Raw genomic sequence first — 19,714 nt, 5'->3', positions numbered from 1 at the left:
TTGATGGTCTGATGGAAATGGTCCAAAGACCAATATATGAAAAGAGATAATCATAGAGATAGTGGGCTGATGTCAGGGTCCGGGGAATATCTATATGAATCCCATTCGGAAAAAAATTCTTGTAATTGATGATGAGGCAGTTTTCCGGGAAGCAACAGTCCGGGCTCTGAATTCATGCGGGTATTCCTGTATTGCTGAAGATGATCCATCCAAAGGAATCATGCGGCTCAAGAAAGAAGAGATAAATCTTGTTCTTCTTGATATAATGATGGATCCCGTTGATGGGTGGGATACTCTTGGTCATATCCGGTCATTAAAGAACGGCAGTGATCTTCCTATCATGATGTCATCAGCGAAAAGAATTCATCCTGATGAAGTTATCAGGTATGCTGACCTCCTGGATGGTTTTATCATCAAGCCTTTTGTTGATGAAGAATTATGTGAAACCATCTCTGACTTTTTCTCGTGGTATGCTTCACTTTTAAAAAATGTCGGGGCAGCAAAAATTCAGGACATTGCAAAAGAAGTGTGCCAAAAATGGGTTCGTCTGAATCGGGAGATTAGATCCATGGAGATGATAAAAGAATTACTCGAGCCCCAGGTGATACCTGACCCCGTCTCCGGAGAGGATTGCTTTGATAAAAGAGTTGCACAAATCAATCAGATGATCGGAGATAAGAGAAAGGAACGGGATATGTTAAAATTTCAATATCCTGTTTTTATACTCTGATTTCAGCCGGATTTATCCGGTACACTCCCTGGGGAACACGTATTTGAAATCTGGCACCTCCTCCTGTCACTCCGGTCTCTTTGATCTGCATCCCGGTAATTGAGAGTATCTCTCTTGCCAGAAAAAGTCCGATTCCGGTATTTTTTCCATATCCATGTTTGAAAATTGATTCCTTTTCCGCATTTTCAATACCAACTCCATTATCTTCGTAAAAGATTATGAGATTGTTATTGTCTTCTTTGGTAAAAATACGAATTTCTGAAGTTTTTTCTCCGTGGCGGAGAGAATTATCAAGAAGAGTAGAAAAAACCCTGCTAATAATCGGATCAGAATATATCTCTATCTCCACTGGGATATCAATAAGGACACGAACTCCTTTCATCGACACCGTGGAGATTGCTGAATTTGTTATTGAGAACAGTGACAACCATCTGCTCGAAACAGATCCTAAGTTTTCATATTCCTGAGTAAAACCGATGGTTTTCTCAAGAATAGTAGAGGCATCAAGGGTTTTTTGAATGTATTTTTGTCTTTCATCCGGATCTTCTGTTTCCCGAAGTATTTCAAGGTATAGATTGATGACGTTTATGCCATTTACAATATCATGCCGGGTAATTCTTGTTAGTAACCTGAGCTTTTGAATTACTTCCCGGAGCGATGACTCCATCTGTTTTCGCTCGGTAATATCCATGATAATCCCGGTTACTCTGACAACCTGTCCGTTTTCTAAAACCGGATTACCTATTGTCCGAACCCATATGGGAGTTCCATCAAATCTGAAAAATTTTAATTCAATATCGTAAGGGATTGCCTCTGTTACTGCTTTATTATACGCTGCTTTGATAATCGGGGCATCTTCAGGAGAATAAAGATCAAATGCATGTTCAATATCCATCGGAAGGAAATCTGGTTTTGCACCAAGAATCTTATAAACTTCATCAGTCCACTGAATCTCTTTTGTAATCAGGTTATAATCCCAGCCTCCAAGTTTCGTTATCGCCTGGGTCTGATTTAACAGTGATATAGTCCGGGTTTGAATTTCTTCAGCTCTTTTCCTGGGGGAAATATCCCGCATTACCACAAGATCTGCTGGTTTTCCCTTAAATTCAATAAGTCCGGCACTTATCTCAACAATGAATAGTGATTTATCTTTTTTAAGGAGCTCGAATTCATACTTATGAGGAGCGGTATCATCAGCATACCTGGTTTCAAATTTTTTTACCATCTCTTCTCTTTTTTCTTCAGGGACAAAATCCAGGTAATCCATTCCGATAAGTTCATCAGTAGAATATCCGGACATTTTCGCAAATGCTTCATTTGCAAAAACCAGGCTAGAGCCAAGGGCTATAACAATACCCTCATGAGTTTTCTCCACGACTGTCCGGTATTTTTCTTCACTTTCCCTGAGCTCTCTTTCTGTCTCTTTCTGTTTTGTAACATCCCTGCCATAGATGGCAATTCTGGTTACTTCTCCTGAACTATTCAGGACCGGATAGAGATTGTTCTCAATTACTCTCCCGTTTCGTTCATCCAGAACATGTATTGGTTTTTTCGTCCGTAAGAGTTCATCAACATATGTTTTTCGTCGCATGGCAACATCGGGGGTTACGAAATGATATGTTGATTTTCCCACCATCTCCTCAACGGTGTATCCAAGTCTTGATGCCATCGTTTCATTTACATACAGAATGGTCCCTTCCGGTTCCATCATAAAAACAGATTCATTTGGAGCATTTATCAGGGCACGTGCATTCTCTTCGCTGGAATATAATTTTTCAAGAATGAATGCCATATCTGTGATATTTCTAACCAGAACGGAAATGCCGATAATTGCCCCGTCAGAGTTTTTCATTGGTTTATGATGAACCTCACAATACTGGCGGGATAGAAGATGATCTCCTGAATACTCCCGAACTATCACTTCTTCTCCGGATAGTGCTTTTTCAAGATTCTGTTTTGCTCTTTCCCGGTCTTCTTTTATGTAAATATAGTTCAGATGACATTCTCCAATCCGGATATCGGCATTATAGAGGTTTTTCATTTGTTGGATGTGAGTCTGGTTAAAAAAGGTATACCGAAACTCTGTATCAAGACAAAAAGCTGGTGTATCCAGGTTGTCCATGAATGCCTGGAAAAAAGTATTGGTATGGTTTATTGATTCAGAATCCAAAATGGGGGATGACGAGTTTTTGTCATCAGATTGAACTATGGGGAGATGAGAATTATTCATAGTACAGCCCATTCACCTGATTAATTAAATTTACACCGACATATTGTATTATCCTTCTTTTAGAAAAATGTGTTCCCGATATCACAGATATTTCCTGATGATTGTTGGGTTTTCCCGTAATTTTGGGTATCTGACTCTTTTCCTTAATTTAATAATAAAATTAAAATTTTATATATTTAATTGTACTAATTTTAAATTAATAATAAAGTATATCTTTCTGAAAGTCATAGTAGGTTCAGACAAGGGAAAACCTGTATCTTATTCCTGGTTGATCCTTGTTTTTGTTAGAGCAGCATTTTCTCAAAAACTGATACCCTGGAGGTCAGAATTTTCATCCCTCAAAAATTCAAGTCCGGGTTTTCGGGGTGGAGTTAAGAATTTAGAAAGAAGGAGATTACAATGGATTCACATTCATATCCTCAATGTCGGATTGTTCCGATCCGAATGCTTCAGTCAGATAATGCGGAAAAATTTCTTGATGGTCTATCTTATATCGCTGGAATTCGCCGGGTGCTTGTCCATGGGCCGGGATATTTAAGCAAAGCACCTGAAAAACCCTCTGATTACTATACTGACCAGGTCCCTTCTCCAAAGATGGTTAAAATATCAGAACAGGATGTCAATATGCATGTCCTGATGGGTGATGTGATAGTTGAAGCTGTTGATGATAAGGCAATTGATAAGGTAGCTGATTATTGCGAAGAATTTTTTGATGATTTTTCTTTTCAGATCCTTGTCGGAAAATTTATAAAAACAGAGCCTTCGCTTTCGGATTATATCAGTAGAGATCCTCAGTACAATCCCTATGATCAGTTTTTTGTAGGTCTTGCAGATTATCATCCTCCGATTGAACCAATGCTCATCAGACCGGCATATCCGGATGCGTAACATATTTCCTCGGATTTATTCTTTTTTTTGAATCTGATAATCGAAAAAACGTTACCGAGTTCCTAAAAGTTCCATTTAAAATGGATAAGATGATGCAAGTTTAAATATTTTACAAATAATTCTTGCATGAAAGATATCTACAAAATGTATGCTGAATTCAAATCATGAGTCCGGGCAGAAAGTCGGAGTGTTTCGGTGTGCCTGAGGTGTGACAGCAAGAGACTAATTTTTGCCCGGACCAGATTTCTAAAAGCATGATCGGATTTTTCTTCTCTGTGATGTACTGGCACCTCATTTTGTAGTCTCATTGCCGTAGTACAATACAATTTATGTTTTACTAACTATAATTAAGTTGTGTATTTGTTCTTCTCATCGTCATCCGGATTATGAGCATCAAAAAAAGATTTGGAAAGACAATGAATTATTTGAGATGGCAGAAATCAGGTGTAATGTCATTTGTGTCCAAGCTTTGCACGCGGTAATTTTTCCTGATATCTGATTGATAAAGAAAAAAACCTTCCTTATTCTGCCATCACAGTACTTAATTGATCTGATGTCAGAAAAATATTACGAAATTGGTATTTCTTAATATTATTGCATATTTTTAAAAATTTTAGATCTTTCAAAAAACTAAATATTATTTGCGGGATTTCTTTTCACGATTGAGAAAGCGATTTAGGGTATTAATGATGTTACCCAAAAAAGAATAGGTATTAATAGATATGAGATTACTTAATCATCTACATGAATTCTCGTTTAACATCGAATCGTTGTTCTCTTCAATGGAAATTATCACATCCGGGAAATGACGCGTCTTCAGCACTGGTTATTATCCTTCCTGACTGGGTATATGGATTACTCCCTTTTTGCGGGCCAGGCCTTCGTAAGGATACCTGGATGCGGGAACTTTCATTTCAAAAAGAAGTCTGCAGTTTTTTTCATTCGCGTGGAATTGAGACATTATCTCTGGAACCAGTTCCTCCGGATGCTATTCCAACAGATGAAGAAATGATCCTGGCATCATATATTCCAGATGTCTATATCTCAATAAAACAGATATGCAAGGAATCAGGCTCTCTGATTCGGCGTTCAATACTATTTGGTCATGGATTTGGGAGCAGAATGCTCTGTGAACTGGCAATGTATGGTTTGAAACCAGCCGGATACATCATCGCCGGAGGGGTTTATTCTGATATTGATGCAATTTTGACACAAAAATATCTGCCAATAAAAAATTATGGTTTTAGATTAACGGATGAGAATATTTCTCCTTATCTTGACCCTGATACAAATATCATCATGAATAACCTGGGGAAAATATTCCGGGCATCTAGAAAAGGGAAAGGTAAAATCAGGCTCAAAGAAAGTGGCTATCTTGTTGATCTTCATCTCCCCAGAGAATTGTTTTCCGAGGAAAAATCTCTCCCTTCTCTCTATTCAGCGCTTGTTGATCCATGTCTTATTCTGCATGGTTCGGGAGATCTTGATGTGCCGGTGAGTAATGCGTTTTTTCTGGAGACAAAACTGAGACAAAAAATTACATCAGTAAGCCGGATTGTAATGCTCGATAAAGATCACTGGTTTAGGGAGATGCCTGATGAAAGTGAAGAGCGAGTCCGGCAGCGACTCACCGGAGGATGTATACATAATCCGGTAGATCATCGGTTTTTAAAACATTGTCTGGTTTTCATTGAAGATCTGTTAAAAATCCGACCGTCAAAGAAAAAACTTGCATAAATAGTTAATTGTGGGGACGAAGGGTTTCTCCTCTATCAAAACACTAATTTTTTGTATCATCGATCCTGATAATTATCATTCATGCGAGGAAAATTCTCTGAAGATAAGAAAACAAAATTTCTCTGATATCTCCGGAGAGATATAGGATTCTTAGGGAATAACTTTTACATCCTGAAAAATGTACCTAACACTAATGATAAAAAAATTCATAATTTTTTTATTAATTTTTACGTCTATTCTTTTACTCATGATACCTGGCTCAACTGCCGATGAAGATCTCTCTCATGAGGATTCTGCAGGCAGTAATGCTATAATGAATGGGTATCCGGGACTTTTTGAAATTCGAATAGTATCTCCGGAGATGCTTGAATCAGTGTTATTCAATGCAGGTTCATCAGCAGTACCCCTCAAAGTTTCCCGGGGCCTTTGTATTGGAGTAATTACTCCGGGAATTGTATACCTGCGGGGAGACTTGAACGAAGATGATTTTCCTGTTCTGGATACTGAAAGAGTAAATGTTAAAGAACAAATTGGGAAACACCTGATAGATATCGTTTATGGCAGGGATAATGCGCAAACTGATCTCTTTGAAAACACCTATGATTACATGATCTGGATTGATGCGATGTATGAACAGTCTGATGTTGAAGCTGTCCGTGAGTACATTTCAGTTCTCAATGATCTTTCCAGCACCATTACCTTTGAAGATGAAGAGATTGCGCTTCCCTCTTATCAACCGAATTATGTTCCGACTCAGTACCTCTATTACAAGATTAGTATCGTGGACAAGGATCTTTTTAAGGAACTGCTGGACGACCGGGATAGTTCAACTGAACAGTTGTTAAAGGACAAAAATGATAATTCTGTAGGAATTGTCCGCAAAAATCACCTGTATCTCCTGAACGACCTAACGGGTGATGAAAGGAATCATTTCCTTATCAGGGGATTATTGTTTAGTATGGGTTTCCATGGAGAAAGTACGCTTCCGGATAGTATTTTTAACCCTGATAATGTAACCGGTACAAAGTTATCTGAGCTAGACCAGGGAGCCATAAAACTCATGTATGGAGGAAGATTGTCATCCGGATTGACCGCCGATGATGTAAAAAAATCATTGGGTATTGATATCGATGATTAACTCTTTTTTCATTGAAATCCAGGGATATTTTTTTCGTATATCCTGATACTATAGAGATGAATTGAGATTATGTATAACGTAATAAAAAATTACTTTTTAATATGATTATTTTGTAATATTACCAGAACAAAAAAATGAGGACATGATTATTTATGAAATGGCACGTTATTTTTAGCATTACACTTCTATTATTAGTTTTTTTGACTGCCGGTTGTACTTCCGGGCCCTCTGAATCTAAAAGTCAGGTATCAGAGGAAGTAACACCTGCTGATAAAACCGTTCAGGAAGATGAAAAAGAGTCAGTACCGGTTAAAGAAAAAACCAGTTCAGATAGTGAAACAACCCGGGATGATGACCGGTACTATTATAACATCAAAATAATTTCACCTACTGACCTTGAAAACATGAAAAATGAGATAACTTCTGATGAATATCCAATATCCAATGATCAGGGTGATCTTATCGGTATTGTATCTCCACGAAAACTCTATATCCGGGGTGATCTCGTAGAACTACAGAAAGGAGAGGGGAAAAGTGGAAAGACGTTTGATAAAACCGATGTTGCTGAACATCTTGTAGATATTATCTTTGGTAATGATAATCCAAAATTAAACCTGTTTAAATCAAATAAAGATTACCAGTTCTGGATGGATGCATTCTACACCACAGATGATACGAAATTCCTGTTAGATCTTGCTCCGGTTCTTAATTCTTTATCTGACACTACACAATTTGAAGATGAGGAACTTGCACTCGGGTTTTTAAAGACTAATTACGAAGATGTTCCATACAATTTCTATAATATCAAGATTATTCCGCAGAAAATGCTGGAAGACTATAAAGATGATAGAAAAACCGATGAAAGATTAATTAAAAATCCAGAAGGAGAATTTATTGGAATGGTAGGAGATGATCATCTCTACCTCCTAGATTCTTTGAGCACCGAAGACAGACATTACTATATGCTCTATGGTATTCTTTACAGCATGGGAATGCATGGAACTACCTACTCTGAAAAGGACAGTTTCTTCTACCAGGTTGGTGAAACCCGGAACAATGAACTCTCTGATCTTGATAAGGAAGCAATAAAATTACTGTACGGTGGCAGACTGAAGAGTGGAATTGAGATGGAAGAGACCAAGAAGACATTAGGTCTGGAGACATAATTAAGGGCTGAATCAGTTCCTTCTGACTTTTTTTATTTTAAAAAACAGATAAAAATTGAGTTATTTCTGATTATCGGTTTTAATTCTGAAATAATTTAGAGATTATTATTCTTTCTTTCATTCTGTAACTCCCGTTTACAGGGTGAATTTTTAGAATGACACATTTTTTTCCGGCAGATCTTATCACACCTGTCCTTATCCCGGTAATCGCGTTCAGCAGCCCATTGTATCAGAGGTTTTACTAATTCCCAGAGTGTCTGACCTTCCGGGGTTAAAAAGTACTCAACACGGGGGGGAACTTCCGGAAAGGATTCACGTTCTATAAGCCCTTCGCTTACCAGATCCTTGAGTGTTTCAGATAATGCCTGGGGATTTATCGTATCAAGTTCGGTTGAAAAATCAGTAAACCTGAGTCTTCCCCGGGTTCCAAGTTTATAAATTATTAGGAGTGCCCATTTTTTTGAGATTATGGAGAGAATCCCTCCGGCAGCACACAGATATTTATGTTCTTTATCGACACACATGACTGGTCATTACTATGATTGTCATAGTTTAAATAGTATGATTATCATAGTATGCTAGGTATAAGAGGTGAGAAGTATGTGTTTTCCAGAAAAGAAAGGAGACAAAGTCTGTGCATGTTGTTGTAGCGGGGCAAGCGAAGCAGAAACAATGTGTGACTGCAATGATATGAAAAAGAGTTTTGAAGAAAGACTGAGTGCTCTTGAAAAGAAACTTGAGTAATCAGGTCATTATTTTTATTATTCATGCCTGATGCTATCAGCGTAATTAATGTAACCAAACGTTTTGGTTCGCTCACCGCTGTTAATTCTATCTCTTTCTCGGTGAAAAAAGGAGAAATATTTGGATTTTTAGGTCCGAACGGCGCTGGAAAAACTACCACAACCAGGATGCTCACTGGTGTTCTCAAACCTGATTTTGGTGATGTGCAGATCCTGGGTCACAGTATGGTTTCTGCACCTCTTTTAGCAAAACAAAAATTCGGAGTGGTCCCGGAGACTTCGAATGCCTATCCTGACCTGACTGCATGGCAGAATCTGATGTTCATGGGAGAACTTTACGGCCTTGGTTCTGAACATGCAAAAGAGCGGACATTATATCTTCTTCAGATTTTTGATCTTTATGAGCATGCCCAAAAAAAAGTCCAATCGTTCTCGAAAGGCATGAAACAACGGCTGATTCTTGCCATGGCTCTGATTCATGAGCCTGAACTTATCTTTCTGGACGAGCCGACAAGCGGACTTGATGTCTCAAGTGCCCGGATGATTCTCTCAATGCTTCGGGAAATGAATAGTCGGGGAGTTACCATCTTTCTAACGACTCATAACATGGATGAAGCAAATACTCTTTGTCACCGGGTTGGTATTATCCGGTCAGGAAACCTCATCGCGATCGATTCTCCTGAAAAACTCAAAGATACTCTGGATAAAATTCATCAGATAGAAGTCAGTTTTAATCGCGATATTCCCGAAGAGATGCTTCGGAATCTGCCTGGAATCACAACGTTCTCCCGTTTTGGTGACAAATGGAAATTATCCGCACAGGACAAGGATCTAGCCATCCGGTCTCTTGTTGCCCTGAGTGAACATGAAGGAATGTCAATTATTTCTTTAAACACTCTTGCCCCGACACTTGATGATGTGTTTCTCCGGCTAACCGGAGGTGAAAAATGAATATCCGAATGGTCCGGGAACAAACAAGACGTGCTTTCTCTATCGCGAAGAAGGATCTAAGAATCTATTATTATAAGCCTCCGGTACTCATATCCGGTATCCTGATGCCAATATTTCTCTGTATGGCATTTTTGATGGGAAACAAATCTGTATCACTCCCCTTTCTTATTGCCGGTCTTCTGAGCATGACGCTGTTTTTTACTGCAACTGCTATTTCTCCGGTTATTTTCCCCTGGGAAGGACAGACCCGGACCCTGGAACGTCTTATCTCCTGTCCGGTTGCTCCGGAATCGATTATTATGGGTGATATGATTGCATCAACCATATTTGGAATTGCGATTACCCTGGTTGCACTATTTATCGGGCACTTAATAGGAGTTATAGTGATTCATTGGATTTTGTTGATATGTGCAATAATAATTGGTTCTATCTGTTTTTCTGCGATTGGAATGTTACTCTCTGTTCCCCCGACTGCTGTCTCACAGAACATCATGTTACTCTCAACCCTGGTAAAATTCCCTCTCATCTTTGTGTCCGGAATTTTTATGCCGGTTGAGCAGATGCCTGGGGCCGGGCAGGTTATTGCATACCTCTCACCGCTCACCTACTTTACCGACATCGCACGTTTTTCATTAACCGGAACCGGATATTTCCCGATTTATTTTGATGTCTGGATGCTTTTGTTATTTACAATAATACTGAGCGTTGCAAGCATAGTCCTTCATAAAAAAACCATGCCACTACGAATATAAAAAAGGGATTTAGGAATTCATCGTTACCGAAACAATATTCTGAACCACCGGCTCTATTGCAGAAGAGAACCCTGAAAGGGTTTTTCCGGAAAGTCCTGCTGCAAGAATATCCTGGTCCAGAGGGATCTCTCCGATTATTTTTTCAACCGGAAGTTCTTTTTTCATTTGACTGGCTATTTCAGGTGTCACTTTGTTGAGAACAAAATACATCGGAAGTTTCATTGATGCGGTCATATCCGCTGCTTTTTTGGCGAGCAAAACCGATTCATACGAGGGATCAAGGACCATCAGGACGGCATCGGTTCCTTCCTCAACACCCCGGCCAAAGTGTTCGAGCCCTGCTTCGGTATCAACAATAACCATCTCATCGGAAGCGAGTTTCAGGTTTTTCAGGAATTGTTTTGCGATAAATCCCATCGGGCAGGCACACCCTTCTCCGGCTTGGTGAATTTTTCCGATTGAAACGAGTTTTACTCTTCCGTTCTCTGAAATGCAGGCCGAAGGGATGTCCTGGATCTTCCAAACCTTTTCAAATAACTGCATGTTCATCATGCCCTCGGAACTTTTCATGGCTGACATCATCTTACCCATGAGTTCCTGTTTTCCGCCCATGTGATCCATCAGGTCTGTTGGTGGATTCACACCCAGGAATCGGTGTAATCCGAGGTTAGACTCGTCAGTATCCACAACTACTACATCTTTGCCTTTTTGTTCATACTGCTGTGCAAGAAGAGCGGTAAGAGTACTCTTTCCGCTGCCGCCTTTTCCACAAATAAGCATCTTCATTGATATCACAAATTTTTCAGTTTTTTTAAAAAATTTCCAAATCTAATTCTTTGGAAACTGATTTGTATCCCACCACATGCAGACACGAACGGTATCTCCATTCTCAATCAGTTGATTGGCATCTTTTGAAACTTTGTCTTTGAAATATTCCTTAATAAGTGGGTTAAATTCCTCAGAACATCCAATCTGCCTTCTCATTTCTGAAACTGCATGATCAAGAGTTGGATATTTCTTTTGATACTTCATCTCATGAACCGTCATGTGAGGATAGATTCCTTTCTGATACAACACATTATAGAGCACATCAGATTTCGGCCCGATCTGATAGGCACAGTTGTGAATTTTCGGCCATAAATGAGTCATATGCCTTTCCCCGGGAGTAGTTCCTGCAAACCAGAAGAGCCAGATCTGACCACATGAGACGGCCTGCATCTTATCAATTGCAGCATCAATGTCCGGCATTCCAAGCGAATATGATGCTATGATGATATCAAAAGGCCCTGCAAGGTCCGATTCCGGATTAATATCTTCCCATCGTTTCTGAACGATAGTAAGGTTAGTAATATTTTTTTCCTGTGCCTGGTCTTTCATTACTTCAATCATTCCGGTGGAAGGTTCGACGGCTGTAACTGCTAAAGCCCGCTCTGCAAAGGGTATTGCAAGAGTTCCGGGGCCTGCACCGATGTCCAGAATCCGGCTGTTTTTCGTGATGGGAAGTTTTGATAAAACCAGTTCAATACGCTCCGGATTTTCAAGGGACATGTTAAGAAATTCAAGTGCACGTTCCTTTGAATCCCATAATGAAGCACATTCTCCGACTGTTTTAGTCCGGCTACTTGCTTCATAGAGTTGTTTCCATACTTCTGCCCAGTTCGTCATAGATTGCCCTGAAAAATATGTCAATTGAGATAATAATTTGAAAAATCTGGTTGTTTGATGATATTATGCAGGAGCTGTACCCGGAACAATGCACCTGACTCCGCCAACTGATCCCATCATAACCGGAAGACCATAGACATCTTCAATGATTTCCGGAGTAACATCATTGAAATTGCCATGGAAATGAATATTCCCATCTTTTAGGAAGATAAACCGGTCAGCATACCGGAATGCCTGGTTTAAGTCATGCATCGTCATAATCGCTGCAATCCCATGTTCCCGGACAATATCAACAATTGTGGATAATATCTCCACCTGGTTTTTCAGATCAAGACTGCTGGTCGGCTCATCAAGGAGTAAAATTCTTGGCTCCTGCACCAGTGCCCGTGCGATTGCAATCTTTTGGAGTTCTCCACCGCTCATTTCATCAATATACGAAAGCCGGAGATGTTCCATAGAAAGACGGGAAAAAATTGCATCCACTATTCGAAGATCCCGTTCAGAAACATCCCAGGTAATGTGTGGCCTTCGCCCAAGAAGGACCGCATCAAATGCAGTAAATCTTCCGGTTTCAACCCGCTGGGGGACATATCCTGCTCTTCTGGCAATTTCAAGAGTATCAAGGGTTTTAATTTCTGATCCATCAAGGTAGATGTGTCCTTTATTCGCTTTTAGAATCCTGTTCAGACACTTGAGCATTGTTGTTTTTCCTACACCATTAGGTCCGAGAATTGCAACAATTTCTCCATGGTTTACTTCAAAAGCAACGTTTTGAAGAACATCATGGTTCCGGTATAAAAAGTTCAGTTCCTGTACATTCAAAATCATCGTTTATACCCCCTGACAATAAGATAGATGAAAACCGGGGCTCCCATAAATGCGGTAAGAACTGCTACAGGAAGCACATAGGGAGCGACAATCAGTCGTGCAACCGTATCTGATGCAAGAAGAAGTACTCCTCCCATGATACATGACCCGGGAATGAGATACCGCTGGTCATCTCCGATGATCCTTCTTACCATGTGAGGACAGACGAGACCTACAAATCCGATGACGCCAAGAAATGCAACAATTACTGCGGTAATCATTGCAGATATTGTCATACCAAAAAGGCGGATACGTTCTACATTTACTCCGAGACCTTTTGCAGTTTCATTTCCGGCATCAATAGCGTTATAGTTCCATCGGTTTACCAGGAAATAGATACTGGATAGTCCTACAAGAATTGTCATAAGTCCTAGTTCATTCCAGCCAGCCCTGCTTACATCACCAAATGTCCAGAAAACAACTGCAGCAAGTTGAGTATCAGAAGCAAAATACTGCAGAAACATGGTTCCAGCAGTAAACAGCGATGAAAGTGCAACCCCGGTAAGGACCATTACTTCCGGTGATGCTCCCCGTATCCGGGAAATCAGAAGAATGATGGCGGTTGCAATCATGCAGAAAACAAAGGCGGTTATTGTAGTAAGATACGGATTATTAATTGAAATGGGATCTGCTATGGTGGATTGGATGGTTCCAGTACCAAAGATAATGACTGATACTGCAGCACCAAACGCTCCGGCGTTTGATATTCCAAGGGTAAATGGGGAACCCAGGGGATTTCGGAGTATTGACTGCATCGCAACTCCAGCAACTGAAAGGCCTACTCCTGCAACGATTGCAGTTAATGCCTGCGGAAGACGAATGTTCCAGATAATTGCATCCCACTTGTGATTGATGTTCTGACCAAGTAGCGTCATCAGAACATCATATGGTGGAATAGAGACTGCTCCAACAGAAATTGATAAGATAAACAGGACAAATAACAGAATAATGCCGCCGATAATCCAGAGTAGTTTTATCCGCACATACCCGAGATAATCAGCAGGAATTTTTCCATCAGAGAAGTGAATTACATCCACCTCCGGGAAAAATTGGGATTTTGTCAGATTTCATATCTCAATCAGAGTGTTATCTGTGAAAATCCCAGGTTCTTATACTGGGAATTAATCTTGTCCAATGGAGATTCTCCAAGGAACATGGTCATAATCTCATCTGCTTTCTCTTTTGGATCGATATCCGCGAACCGGTCCGGATAAATAGTCTTTCCAATAAAGTAGGCGTCTGCAAGGACATTCTCGTAGTTGGTGTTATAGAAGTTGTACGGAAGCACTCCGTATACTTTACCTTCACTTATTGCAGAGAGGCCCTGTAATGCCGGATCATCTTTTAATTCGCCGATTCCACCTTCACTGTCTGCCTGAAGGGTTCCGACATCCATGAATATATATTCTGGATCCCAGTCAACGATTGCTTCCTTTGCGACATCAGCATGCTGAGTGCCCATTTTTCCGGCTGCATTCTTTACATTGGTCCAGATGAATGGCGGGTATGAAGGCTCGGTTGAAATGATGCCATGTGCTCCGGCATAACTGACACCGCCGACATATGCAGTCTTCTGTTCGGCTTCCGGAATATCTCCGGTTCTCTTTTCAAGATCTGCAATTGTATCCTCAATATAAGAGATCAGTTCTTCAGCACGGTCTTCCTTGTTGATTACTTCTCCCATCACCCGGAGTGCCCCAAACATCTCATCCTGTTCAGTCTGGGTCCGGAGTGAACCATATGGGAACATAATTACTGGAATTCCCGTTTTTTCTGTTAATTTATTTCCTTCTTCGGCATTTGTTGCAAATGGAGTGCCGGTTGATCCGGTTTTAAAGACCAACTGGGGTCCAATAGCGATAATCTTTTCAGGGTCATCCTTGCCTCTGAATTCACCGAACAATGGATAGTCCTTAAACTCCGGGTTTAAGAGAGCATATCCCCGTGCATCCATGACTTGTGGTTCTTTTTCAATACTGTCAACACCTACAATGAGGTCTTCACCACCAAGGTAGGTCAGATATCGTAAGCATCCGGAGCCTGAACAAAGCACTTCTGAAGCCGGGACTGGAACGGTGACAGATCTTCCATATCCGTCTGTGATAGTTTTTTCTGCTGCTGCAGTCTCTTCTGCGAATGATACTGGTATTGAAATAAGGCATGCCAGCATCATGAGTGTAATCATAATTGTTTTCAGGTTTGTCATATTTTTCACGTTTTTTAAATTTTTAAGGGAATGTCCCATTACAGCATTCCCAGAACTTTATAGGGGTTGTTACCAGCGGTTTTGAGTTGTGTCATCAGATCATCATCGACCTCAAATTCCTTGAGTGTCTTAATGGCACTTTCCGGTTTGTCGACATAATCCATCATTCCAATGTCCTGCACAAGTTTCGGTGCCCATGATGGCCCGGTCCAGTTTGCAACTCCGAGTTCTTCGCTTAGTGTGTCAAAATCAAATCCAAGTGCAAGACCCTTACCTGTCTTGGATACACTGTTCCATTTCACAATGATTCCAGCCGGACGGATGCCATACTTTTCCTGTAATGCTGCTTCGTCATCAGGGTCAAGTGCCATAACATACATGCTGCTCTTACCCGGAGTGCTGTCCCAGATCATCTGGTATGCATCTTCCTTGCACCAGTTTGGGCACCCAATATCTACGTATGTTTCAGAAGCGTTTTTTATCGGCATGGCGTCTTCAACATACTTGATGATCATGTATCCGCTGGTAACTCCGGGACACAGGTGATCATGGAACATTGCTGCATTCATGAACTCATATGATGCTCCGGCAGCCCAGACATTTGATAGCCCGATGAGAGAAAATTCATTACCACTGAATTTTTTCTTGTTAAAGGTAGTGTTACTCTCATCCGGATTCTCAAGCATCTTGTCCAGATTTACCTGGATTAATGATACCTGGGAGAATGCTTTGTCGGCTGGAAGCGAAGCACGATTTTCTGCATTGAGTAATAAGAATGAGGAATCAGGTTCCATGTATGTAGCCATGCCTGTTTCCTTATTAAAGAAATAAAACCAGAGTGGTTTCCAGTTTGGCCGGTTAACCTGGAAGAGATTGTTGTCACCATTTTGCAGTCCTGATATATCAGAGATGCCTGATAGTGCACGTTCCGTGGTTTTGCCTTTTACCAGTGCATGTCCGGCATTGGTAAGTACAAGAATGTTGTCATCACCTGCTTGAAATTTGAGCAGATCCATTCCTACTTCTGCTGCCCGCGACCCGAGGTCGTACATAAGATCGTCTTCAGCCAATGCTGAAATGGGGAGAATCAGGCAACTTAATGCCAGCAGGAGAGTAAATAATTGTTTCATGCGATTCCTCGTTCATCCACAATGATTACCATTCAATAACAAATCTGACGTTCATTACAAGATAGCGGCATTTACTGATAGTGAGTGTGATGCTACAATACTCCAGTAATCAACATCGTAAATAGTTATACGATTATAATGAAATTTATAACTTGTGAAAAAGATCTGAAGATTCATTACAATTGTAATGATATTTTTCTGTTTTTTCAATAATTATCTTAATATTCTTAATATTTGTTGTTTGTTAATCCACAATCCACAATGAATTCGATGAATATATGAATCCTTCCGGACAACTCTGGTATACCATGTGTTCACCACAATCTATACCGGATCCAAAATCCGGAGAATTTATTACATACGAAGAAGCGGTTAAATTTCATGGGCATTCATGTGGGGGGCTTTCATCCGGATACCGGGTTGCCATCGCAGCGATGAAAGCACTTGGGGTAGAACGGCCAAAAGATGAAGAATTAGTCGCAATAGCAGAAACAGATGCCTGCTCTGTGGATGCTATCCAGATGATCACCGGCTGTACTGCCGGAAAGGGAAATCTCATAATTAATGATTATGGTAAACATGCATTCACGTTTTTTTGCCGAAGAAGTAATAAGGCGGTACGTGTTGTTACGAACCTTGATGAAGTATTACCAAGAGAGGAGATGGATGCATTACGACCAAAGGTTTTTTCCGGACAGGCTACTGAAGCAGAGATGAAACGGTTCCGGGAATTATCTGATAAGGTACCTGAAATTATTCTTCATGCTCCGGAAGAAAAAATCCTGAAAATTTCTTTTGTTGACATGGAACCACCAAAGAAGGCTCGTATTTTTAAGTCAATTCAGTGTGCATCCTGTGGTGAGATGGTAGCGGATGCAAAAACCCGTGAACTGAATGGAAAACGTGTCTGCATACCATGTTCCCTTTTAGCAGAAAATAAATAAAAATTATCTGATTCTCTTTTTTAAGTCTGGAACTGTTTCATTACGGTTTTTTCTCAAAAATTTTAGATTGTAAGTAGATGAAAAAAGTACTGTTCATATAAATAAAGTTTTATTGTTTTAAAACAAAAAATATTACTGGTTAATCGTGAGTGGGACAATTGGAAGTTTTTTACCAATGGTTAGAAAAATTAGGATAAATTTTCGTTTTAGGCTGGATTCTCCTATTTTAAAGGTAGGGAGTCCACTAAAAGAACAGGCAGTGTCTCCGGTGATCGGAATCATGCTTATGCTTATTATCACTGTGATTCTAGCAGCAATTATATCCGGGTATGTAGGAGGAATGTCAGAGACAAAAAGTAAACCGCCACAGTTAGTTCTCCAGACTGAAGCATGGAAATCATCGAGCGAATTAATAAATGTATCTATGTCTGTAATCTCTGCTGGAGATGGTATTCCTACCCGGGATCTAAAGATTATTACGTCCTGGAAATCAGTTTCAAATTCGGGAGGGAATATTACAATACCTGGATCTCTCTATCCTCAAGGACGAATTCCAAGTAAAAATGGGCTACCTGAAATTGAAGATTTTGGAAATTACACTCTTTTTGGGGGTACAAACATGTTTATCAATACTTCAGCTGGCGATCAGGTTTTTTTTGGGACTAGTCCTGATAATATAGATAAAGATACTATCCTGACGATAAAAATTGTTCATGTTCCTTCACAAGCAACAATATACAGCCAGGAACTGATTCTGGGAGATAATTCATGAATAAGGATTCCGGAGTATCGCCGGTTATTGGTGTTCTCCTCATGTTGACTTTGACATTAATTATTGCAGCAATTGTGAATAGCTTTGCCGGAGGCTTGGTGGATACAGAAGTAAAACCTCCATCAGTAACTTTGCAGGCAACTCTTCATCAACATCATGATGATCCCACGAATGCCAGTCTTCTAATAACTCATGTATCGGGTGATCCACTACCTGTTTCAGATTTATCTGTAATATTAAAACCTTCCCGGACTTTTGGTTCTAATGCAGAAAATTCATTTTCGGAAATAAATAAGGCCAATATCACCAATAACGGGACATATCAAAAAACGTGGGCTCATGGTATTACTTCAATGAAAGTTGGAGAAACTCATGGAATTTTTGGGGATGCAAACATCTCTAAAATAAACCCTGAATTTGATCTGATGAAAGAAAAATACCAGGGTAATACATTTTACCTGGAATTATATTATGACCGGAATCTTATAGCCAAACCTGAAGTTCTTATTCAGGGATAAAAAATTATTTCTTTCCAATAACCACAAGCCCATACGGATGAGTTATCACCTGTAACCAGCTAAATCCGACATCTCCGAGCATTTTTTCCAATTCTTCCTGAACATATGCTGCATGAACTGACGTCTCAAACCCTTTCCTTATTTCAGACCCTTCACAGGTTTCAAGCATGAACCGGTAAATTTCCGTAGAAAGATCCCGTTTAAGGTCACTGACACTGACTCTTCCACCTGGTTTTAATACCCGGAGAATCTCTGAAAACACCTTTTTTGGATCCTCCCATTCATGGAGTGAACCGTTGGAGAATGCAAGATCAAAGGTTCCATCAGAAAACGGCATTGCCAGAGCATTCCCTTCCCTGTATGTCGCCCGGTCAGACAGATGATAATCTTTCGCATTTTTTTCTGCCATTCTGATCATTGCCGGACTGATTTCAAGCCCGGTCAGATTTGTATCCTTGGTATGTTTCAGCCATTCAAGTCCAAGATATCCTGGTCCGGGGCCGACCTCCAGAGCATTATCACCAGACTGTGAGAATTTTACCAGTTCTTCAATTGGCATGTGTCCTTCGTCTCGAAGACCCCGCTGCATTTCATCATACTGCTCGACAGTTACTTCATCCTGAATCCCATCACATGTCTCGGGAACCCGTGTTTCAAATATCATGTTATCTTCCTTTTTCTCCACTACGTGTTTTTCACTATACCGTGCATCTACTACTTCTTCAAGCCGGAGGAGTCTGCCATTTTTCCGGGTGATCAATGGAACACGGACAGATCCCCGGTCTTCTTTGAATGATTTGACACTAGCAAGAAAACTGAAATTATCATGCACTCCGGAAAACCGTGCACACAGATCAGCAAAAAGCAGTTGTTCATCTGGTTTCAGCCTGGATAATCCGGATTCAATAAATCCGTACATTTTTTCTTCAGTATCCAGGATCCATTCCTCTCCCTTTTCGGTTGGAACGACCAGGATACTTCTCCGGTTATTCTCATCCTGAATTCTTCTCATGAATCCTTCACGTTCAAGATAATTTACAAGATCTGTAGCTGAACTTGGAGTGATTTTCAGCATTCCTGCAATGTCTCCCATCCGGACCTTTGAAAAATATGATGAATAGAGTACCTCAATAGATCCAGGGCTGAGCGGTGTTTTTCTCCCCCGGTCCATCCCGAAGATCATACTGATAGCAGTCGAGACAAAACCCAGCGAGAGCCTTATTCGTGAAGTCGGATCCATGTTCCATATACTAAGGCTATCCGTAATGATATAATAA

The 19,714-nt window shown here is 40.3% G+C and carries 20 protein-coding genes; 11 read left to right on the top strand and 9 right to left on the bottom strand.

Annotation, left to right across the window (positions count from 1 at the left end):
* Nucleotides 1-94: 94 nt before the first annotated feature.
* On the top strand, nt 95-730 hold the full coding sequence (locus DLD82_RS01985) for a response regulator (RefSeq protein WP_109939434.1): 636 nt from the start codon (nt 95-97) through the stop codon (nt 728-730).
* On the opposite strand, the gene DLD82_RS01980 is transcribed toward DLD82_RS01985, so the two are convergent.
* Nucleotides 720-2,960, bottom strand: a complete 2,241-nt coding sequence (locus DLD82_RS01980) for a PAS domain S-box protein (RefSeq protein ID WP_181391202.1) — start codon at nt 2,958-2,960, stop codon at nt 720-722. The genes DLD82_RS01985 and DLD82_RS01980 overlap by 11 nt on opposite strands.
* Before the next feature lie 399 nt (nt 2,961-3,359).
* Here DLD82_RS01980 and DLD82_RS01975 point away from each other — a divergent pair, with 399 nt between their 5' ends.
* The 4 genes from DLD82_RS01975 to DLD82_RS01960 all read left to right on the top strand — a co-directional run bounded on the left by DLD82_RS01975 (nt 3,360) and on the right by DLD82_RS01960 (nt 7,889).
* Entirely contained in the window at nt 3,360-3,848 is a 489-nt protein-coding gene (locus DLD82_RS01975; protein WP_109939432.1) for a methyl-coenzyme M reductase operon protein D, read from the top strand.
* Nucleotides 3,849-4,592: 744 nt separating this feature from the next.
* A complete protein-coding gene (locus tag DLD82_RS01970; protein ID WP_109939431.1) occupies nt 4,593-5,585 on the top strand; it encodes a hypothetical protein in 993 nt (330 codons plus the stop codon).
* Nucleotides 5,586-5,832: 247 nt separating this feature from the next.
* Entirely contained in the window at nt 5,833-6,723 is an 891-nt protein-coding gene (locus tag DLD82_RS01965) for a hypothetical protein (RefSeq protein ID WP_146199658.1), read from the top strand.
* Between the two features lie 152 nt (nt 6,724-6,875).
* Nucleotides 6,876-7,889 carry a hypothetical protein gene (locus DLD82_RS01960; protein ID WP_109939429.1) on the top strand — a complete coding sequence of 338 codons (1,014 nt, stop codon included), beginning with the start codon at nt 6,876-6,878 and terminating at the stop codon, nt 7,887-7,889.
* A gap of 95 nt (nt 7,890-7,984) precedes the next feature.
* On the opposite strand, the gene DLD82_RS01955 is transcribed toward DLD82_RS01960, so the two are convergent.
* A complete protein-coding gene (locus DLD82_RS01955; protein ID WP_109939428.1) occupies nt 7,985-8,413 on the bottom strand; it encodes a winged helix-turn-helix transcriptional regulator in 429 nt (142 codons plus the stop codon).
* Nucleotides 8,414-8,489: 76 nt separating this feature from the next.
* On the opposite strand from DLD82_RS01955, the gene DLD82_RS18360 reads away from it, so the two are divergent.
* From DLD82_RS18360 to DLD82_RS01945, 3 genes are read left to right on the top strand one after another with little or no spacing between them, the layout of a single operon-like run.
* The gene (locus DLD82_RS18360; protein WP_181391201.1) at nt 8,490-8,633 is read left to right on the top strand and encodes a hypothetical protein; all 144 of its coding nucleotides are present in this window, start codon (nt 8,490-8,492) and stop codon (nt 8,631-8,633) included.
* Nucleotides 8,634-8,656: 23 nt separating this feature from the next.
* Complete coding sequence (locus tag DLD82_RS01950) at nt 8,657-9,583, top strand: ABC transporter ATP-binding protein (protein WP_109939427.1); 927 nt, start codon at nt 8,657-8,659, stop codon at nt 9,581-9,583.
* A complete protein-coding gene (locus tag DLD82_RS01945; protein ID WP_109939426.1) occupies nt 9,580-10,335 on the top strand; it encodes an ABC transporter permease in 756 nt (251 codons plus the stop codon). The genes DLD82_RS01950 and DLD82_RS01945 overlap by 4 nt, the downstream gene beginning before the upstream one ends.
* 9 nt (nt 10,336-10,344) lie before the next feature.
* On the opposite strand, the gene DLD82_RS01940 is transcribed toward DLD82_RS01945, so the two are convergent.
* The 6 genes from DLD82_RS01940 to DLD82_RS01915 all read right to left on the bottom strand — a co-directional run bounded on the left by DLD82_RS01940 (nt 10,345) and on the right by DLD82_RS01915 (nt 16,203).
* A complete protein-coding gene (locus tag DLD82_RS01940) occupies nt 10,345-11,130 on the bottom strand; it encodes an ATP-binding protein (protein WP_281267966.1) in 786 nt (261 codons plus the stop codon).
* A 33-nt stretch (nt 11,131-11,163) separates the two neighbouring features.
* The gene (locus tag DLD82_RS01935; protein ID WP_109939424.1) at nt 11,164-12,000 is read right to left on the bottom strand and encodes a class I SAM-dependent methyltransferase; all 837 of its coding nucleotides are present in this window, start codon (nt 11,998-12,000) and stop codon (nt 11,164-11,166) included.
* 63 nt (nt 12,001-12,063) lie between these two features.
* Complete coding sequence (locus DLD82_RS01930; RefSeq protein WP_109939423.1) at nt 12,064-12,828, bottom strand: ABC transporter ATP-binding protein; 765 nt, start codon at nt 12,826-12,828, stop codon at nt 12,064-12,066.
* Nucleotides 12,825-13,895, bottom strand: coding sequence for a FecCD family ABC transporter permease (locus DLD82_RS01925; protein ID WP_109939569.1), 1,071 nt, complete (start codon nt 13,893-13,895; stop codon nt 12,825-12,827). Before DLD82_RS01925 ends, DLD82_RS01930 begins: the two co-directional genes overlap by 4 nt.
* Before the next feature lie 50 nt (nt 13,896-13,945).
* Nucleotides 13,946-15,052: an iron ABC transporter substrate-binding protein gene (locus DLD82_RS01920; RefSeq protein WP_245920336.1), complete on the bottom strand. Its 1,107-nt coding sequence runs from the start codon at nt 15,050-15,052 to the stop codon at nt 13,946-13,948.
* A 59-nt stretch (nt 15,053-15,111) separates the two neighbouring features.
* Nucleotides 15,112-16,203: an FmdE family protein gene (locus tag DLD82_RS01915; RefSeq protein ID WP_109939422.1), complete on the bottom strand. Its 1,092-nt coding sequence runs from the start codon at nt 16,201-16,203 to the stop codon at nt 15,112-15,114.
* A gap of 308 nt (nt 16,204-16,511) precedes the next feature.
* On the opposite strand from DLD82_RS01915, the gene DLD82_RS01910 reads away from it, so the two are divergent.
* From DLD82_RS01910 to DLD82_RS01900, 3 genes are all read left to right on the top strand, one after another.
* Nucleotides 16,512-17,147, top strand: coding sequence for an FmdE family protein (locus DLD82_RS01910; protein WP_109939567.1), 636 nt, complete (start codon nt 16,512-16,514; stop codon nt 17,145-17,147).
* Between the two features lie 175 nt (nt 17,148-17,322).
* Nucleotides 17,323-17,919, top strand: a complete 597-nt coding sequence (locus DLD82_RS01905) for a type IV pilin (RefSeq protein WP_109939421.1) — start codon at nt 17,323-17,325, stop codon at nt 17,917-17,919.
* A complete protein-coding gene (locus tag DLD82_RS01900) occupies nt 17,916-18,437 on the top strand; it encodes a type IV pilin N-terminal domain-containing protein (protein ID WP_109939420.1) in 522 nt (173 codons plus the stop codon). Before DLD82_RS01905 ends, DLD82_RS01900 begins: the two co-directional genes overlap by 4 nt.
* A 4-nt stretch (nt 18,438-18,441) precedes the next feature.
* Here the strand turns inward: DLD82_RS01900 and DLD82_RS01895 are convergent, their stop codons facing one another.
* A complete protein-coding gene (locus DLD82_RS01895; RefSeq protein WP_109939419.1) occupies nt 18,442-19,677 on the bottom strand; it encodes a methyltransferase domain-containing protein in 1,236 nt (411 codons plus the stop codon).
* Between the last annotated feature and the right edge of the window lie 37 nt (nt 19,678-19,714).

The organism is Methanospirillum stamsii, from assembly GCF_003173335.1.
Taxonomy (GTDB): domain Archaea; phylum Halobacteriota; class Methanomicrobia; order Methanomicrobiales; family Methanospirillaceae; genus Methanospirillum; species Methanospirillum stamsii.
Note: the sequence above shows the minus strand (reverse complement) of the source record. Positions and strands in the feature narration are given on the sequence as shown.

Excerpts from the sequence above, each read along its gene's own strand:
- DLD82_RS01985 (WP_109939434.1), top strand. The coding sequence starts at position 95 with ATGAATCCCATTCGGAAAAAAATTCTTGTAATTGATGATGAGGCAGTT.
- DLD82_RS01895 (WP_109939419.1), bottom strand. The coding sequence starts at position 19,677 with ATGGATCCGACTTCACGAATAAGGCTCTCGCTGGGTTTTGTCTCGACT.
- DLD82_RS01905 (WP_109939421.1), top strand. The coding sequence starts at position 17,323 with ATGGTTAGAAAAATTAGGATAAATTTTCGTTTTAGGCTGGATTCTCCT.
- DLD82_RS01915 (WP_109939422.1), bottom strand. The coding sequence starts at position 16,203 with ATGAAACAATTATTTACTCTCCTGCTGGCATTAAGTTGCCTGATTCTC.
- DLD82_RS18360 (WP_181391201.1), top strand. The coding sequence starts at position 8,490 with ATGTGTTTTCCAGAAAAGAAAGGAGACAAAGTCTGTGCATGTTGTTGT.
- DLD82_RS01910 (WP_109939567.1), top strand. The coding sequence starts at position 16,512 with ATGTGTTCACCACAATCTATACCGGATCCAAAATCCGGAGAATTTATT.
- DLD82_RS01975 (WP_109939432.1), top strand. The coding sequence starts at position 3,360 with ATGGATTCACATTCATATCCTCAATGTCGGATTGTTCCGATCCGAATG.
- DLD82_RS01970 (WP_109939431.1), top strand. The coding sequence starts at position 4,593 with ATGAATTCTCGTTTAACATCGAATCGTTGTTCTCTTCAATGGAAATTA.
- DLD82_RS01900 (WP_109939420.1), top strand. The coding sequence starts at position 17,916 with ATGAATAAGGATTCCGGAGTATCGCCGGTTATTGGTGTTCTCCTCATG.
- DLD82_RS01930 (WP_109939423.1), bottom strand. The coding sequence starts at position 12,828 with ATGATTTTGAATGTACAGGAACTGAACTTTTTATACCGGAACCATGAT.
- DLD82_RS01920 (WP_245920336.1), bottom strand. The coding sequence starts at position 15,052 with ATGATTACACTCATGATGCTGGCATGCCTTATTTCAATACCAGTATCA.
- DLD82_RS01955 (WP_109939428.1), bottom strand. The coding sequence starts at position 8,413 with ATGTGTGTCGATAAAGAACATAAATATCTGTGTGCTGCCGGAGGGATT.
- DLD82_RS01980 (WP_181391202.1), bottom strand. The coding sequence starts at position 2,960 with ATGAATAATTCTCATCTCCCCATAGTTCAATCTGATGACAAAAACTCG.
- DLD82_RS01945 (WP_109939426.1), top strand. The coding sequence starts at position 9,580 with ATGAATATCCGAATGGTCCGGGAACAAACAAGACGTGCTTTCTCTATC.
- DLD82_RS01935 (WP_109939424.1), bottom strand. The coding sequence starts at position 12,000 with ATGACGAACTGGGCAGAAGTATGGAAACAACTCTATGAAGCAAGTAGC.
- DLD82_RS01960 (WP_109939429.1), top strand. The coding sequence starts at position 6,876 with ATGAAATGGCACGTTATTTTTAGCATTACACTTCTATTATTAGTTTTT.
- DLD82_RS01950 (WP_109939427.1), top strand. The coding sequence starts at position 8,657 with ATGCCTGATGCTATCAGCGTAATTAATGTAACCAAACGTTTTGGTTCG.
- DLD82_RS01965 (WP_146199658.1), top strand. The coding sequence starts at position 5,833 with ATGATACCTGGCTCAACTGCCGATGAAGATCTCTCTCATGAGGATTCT.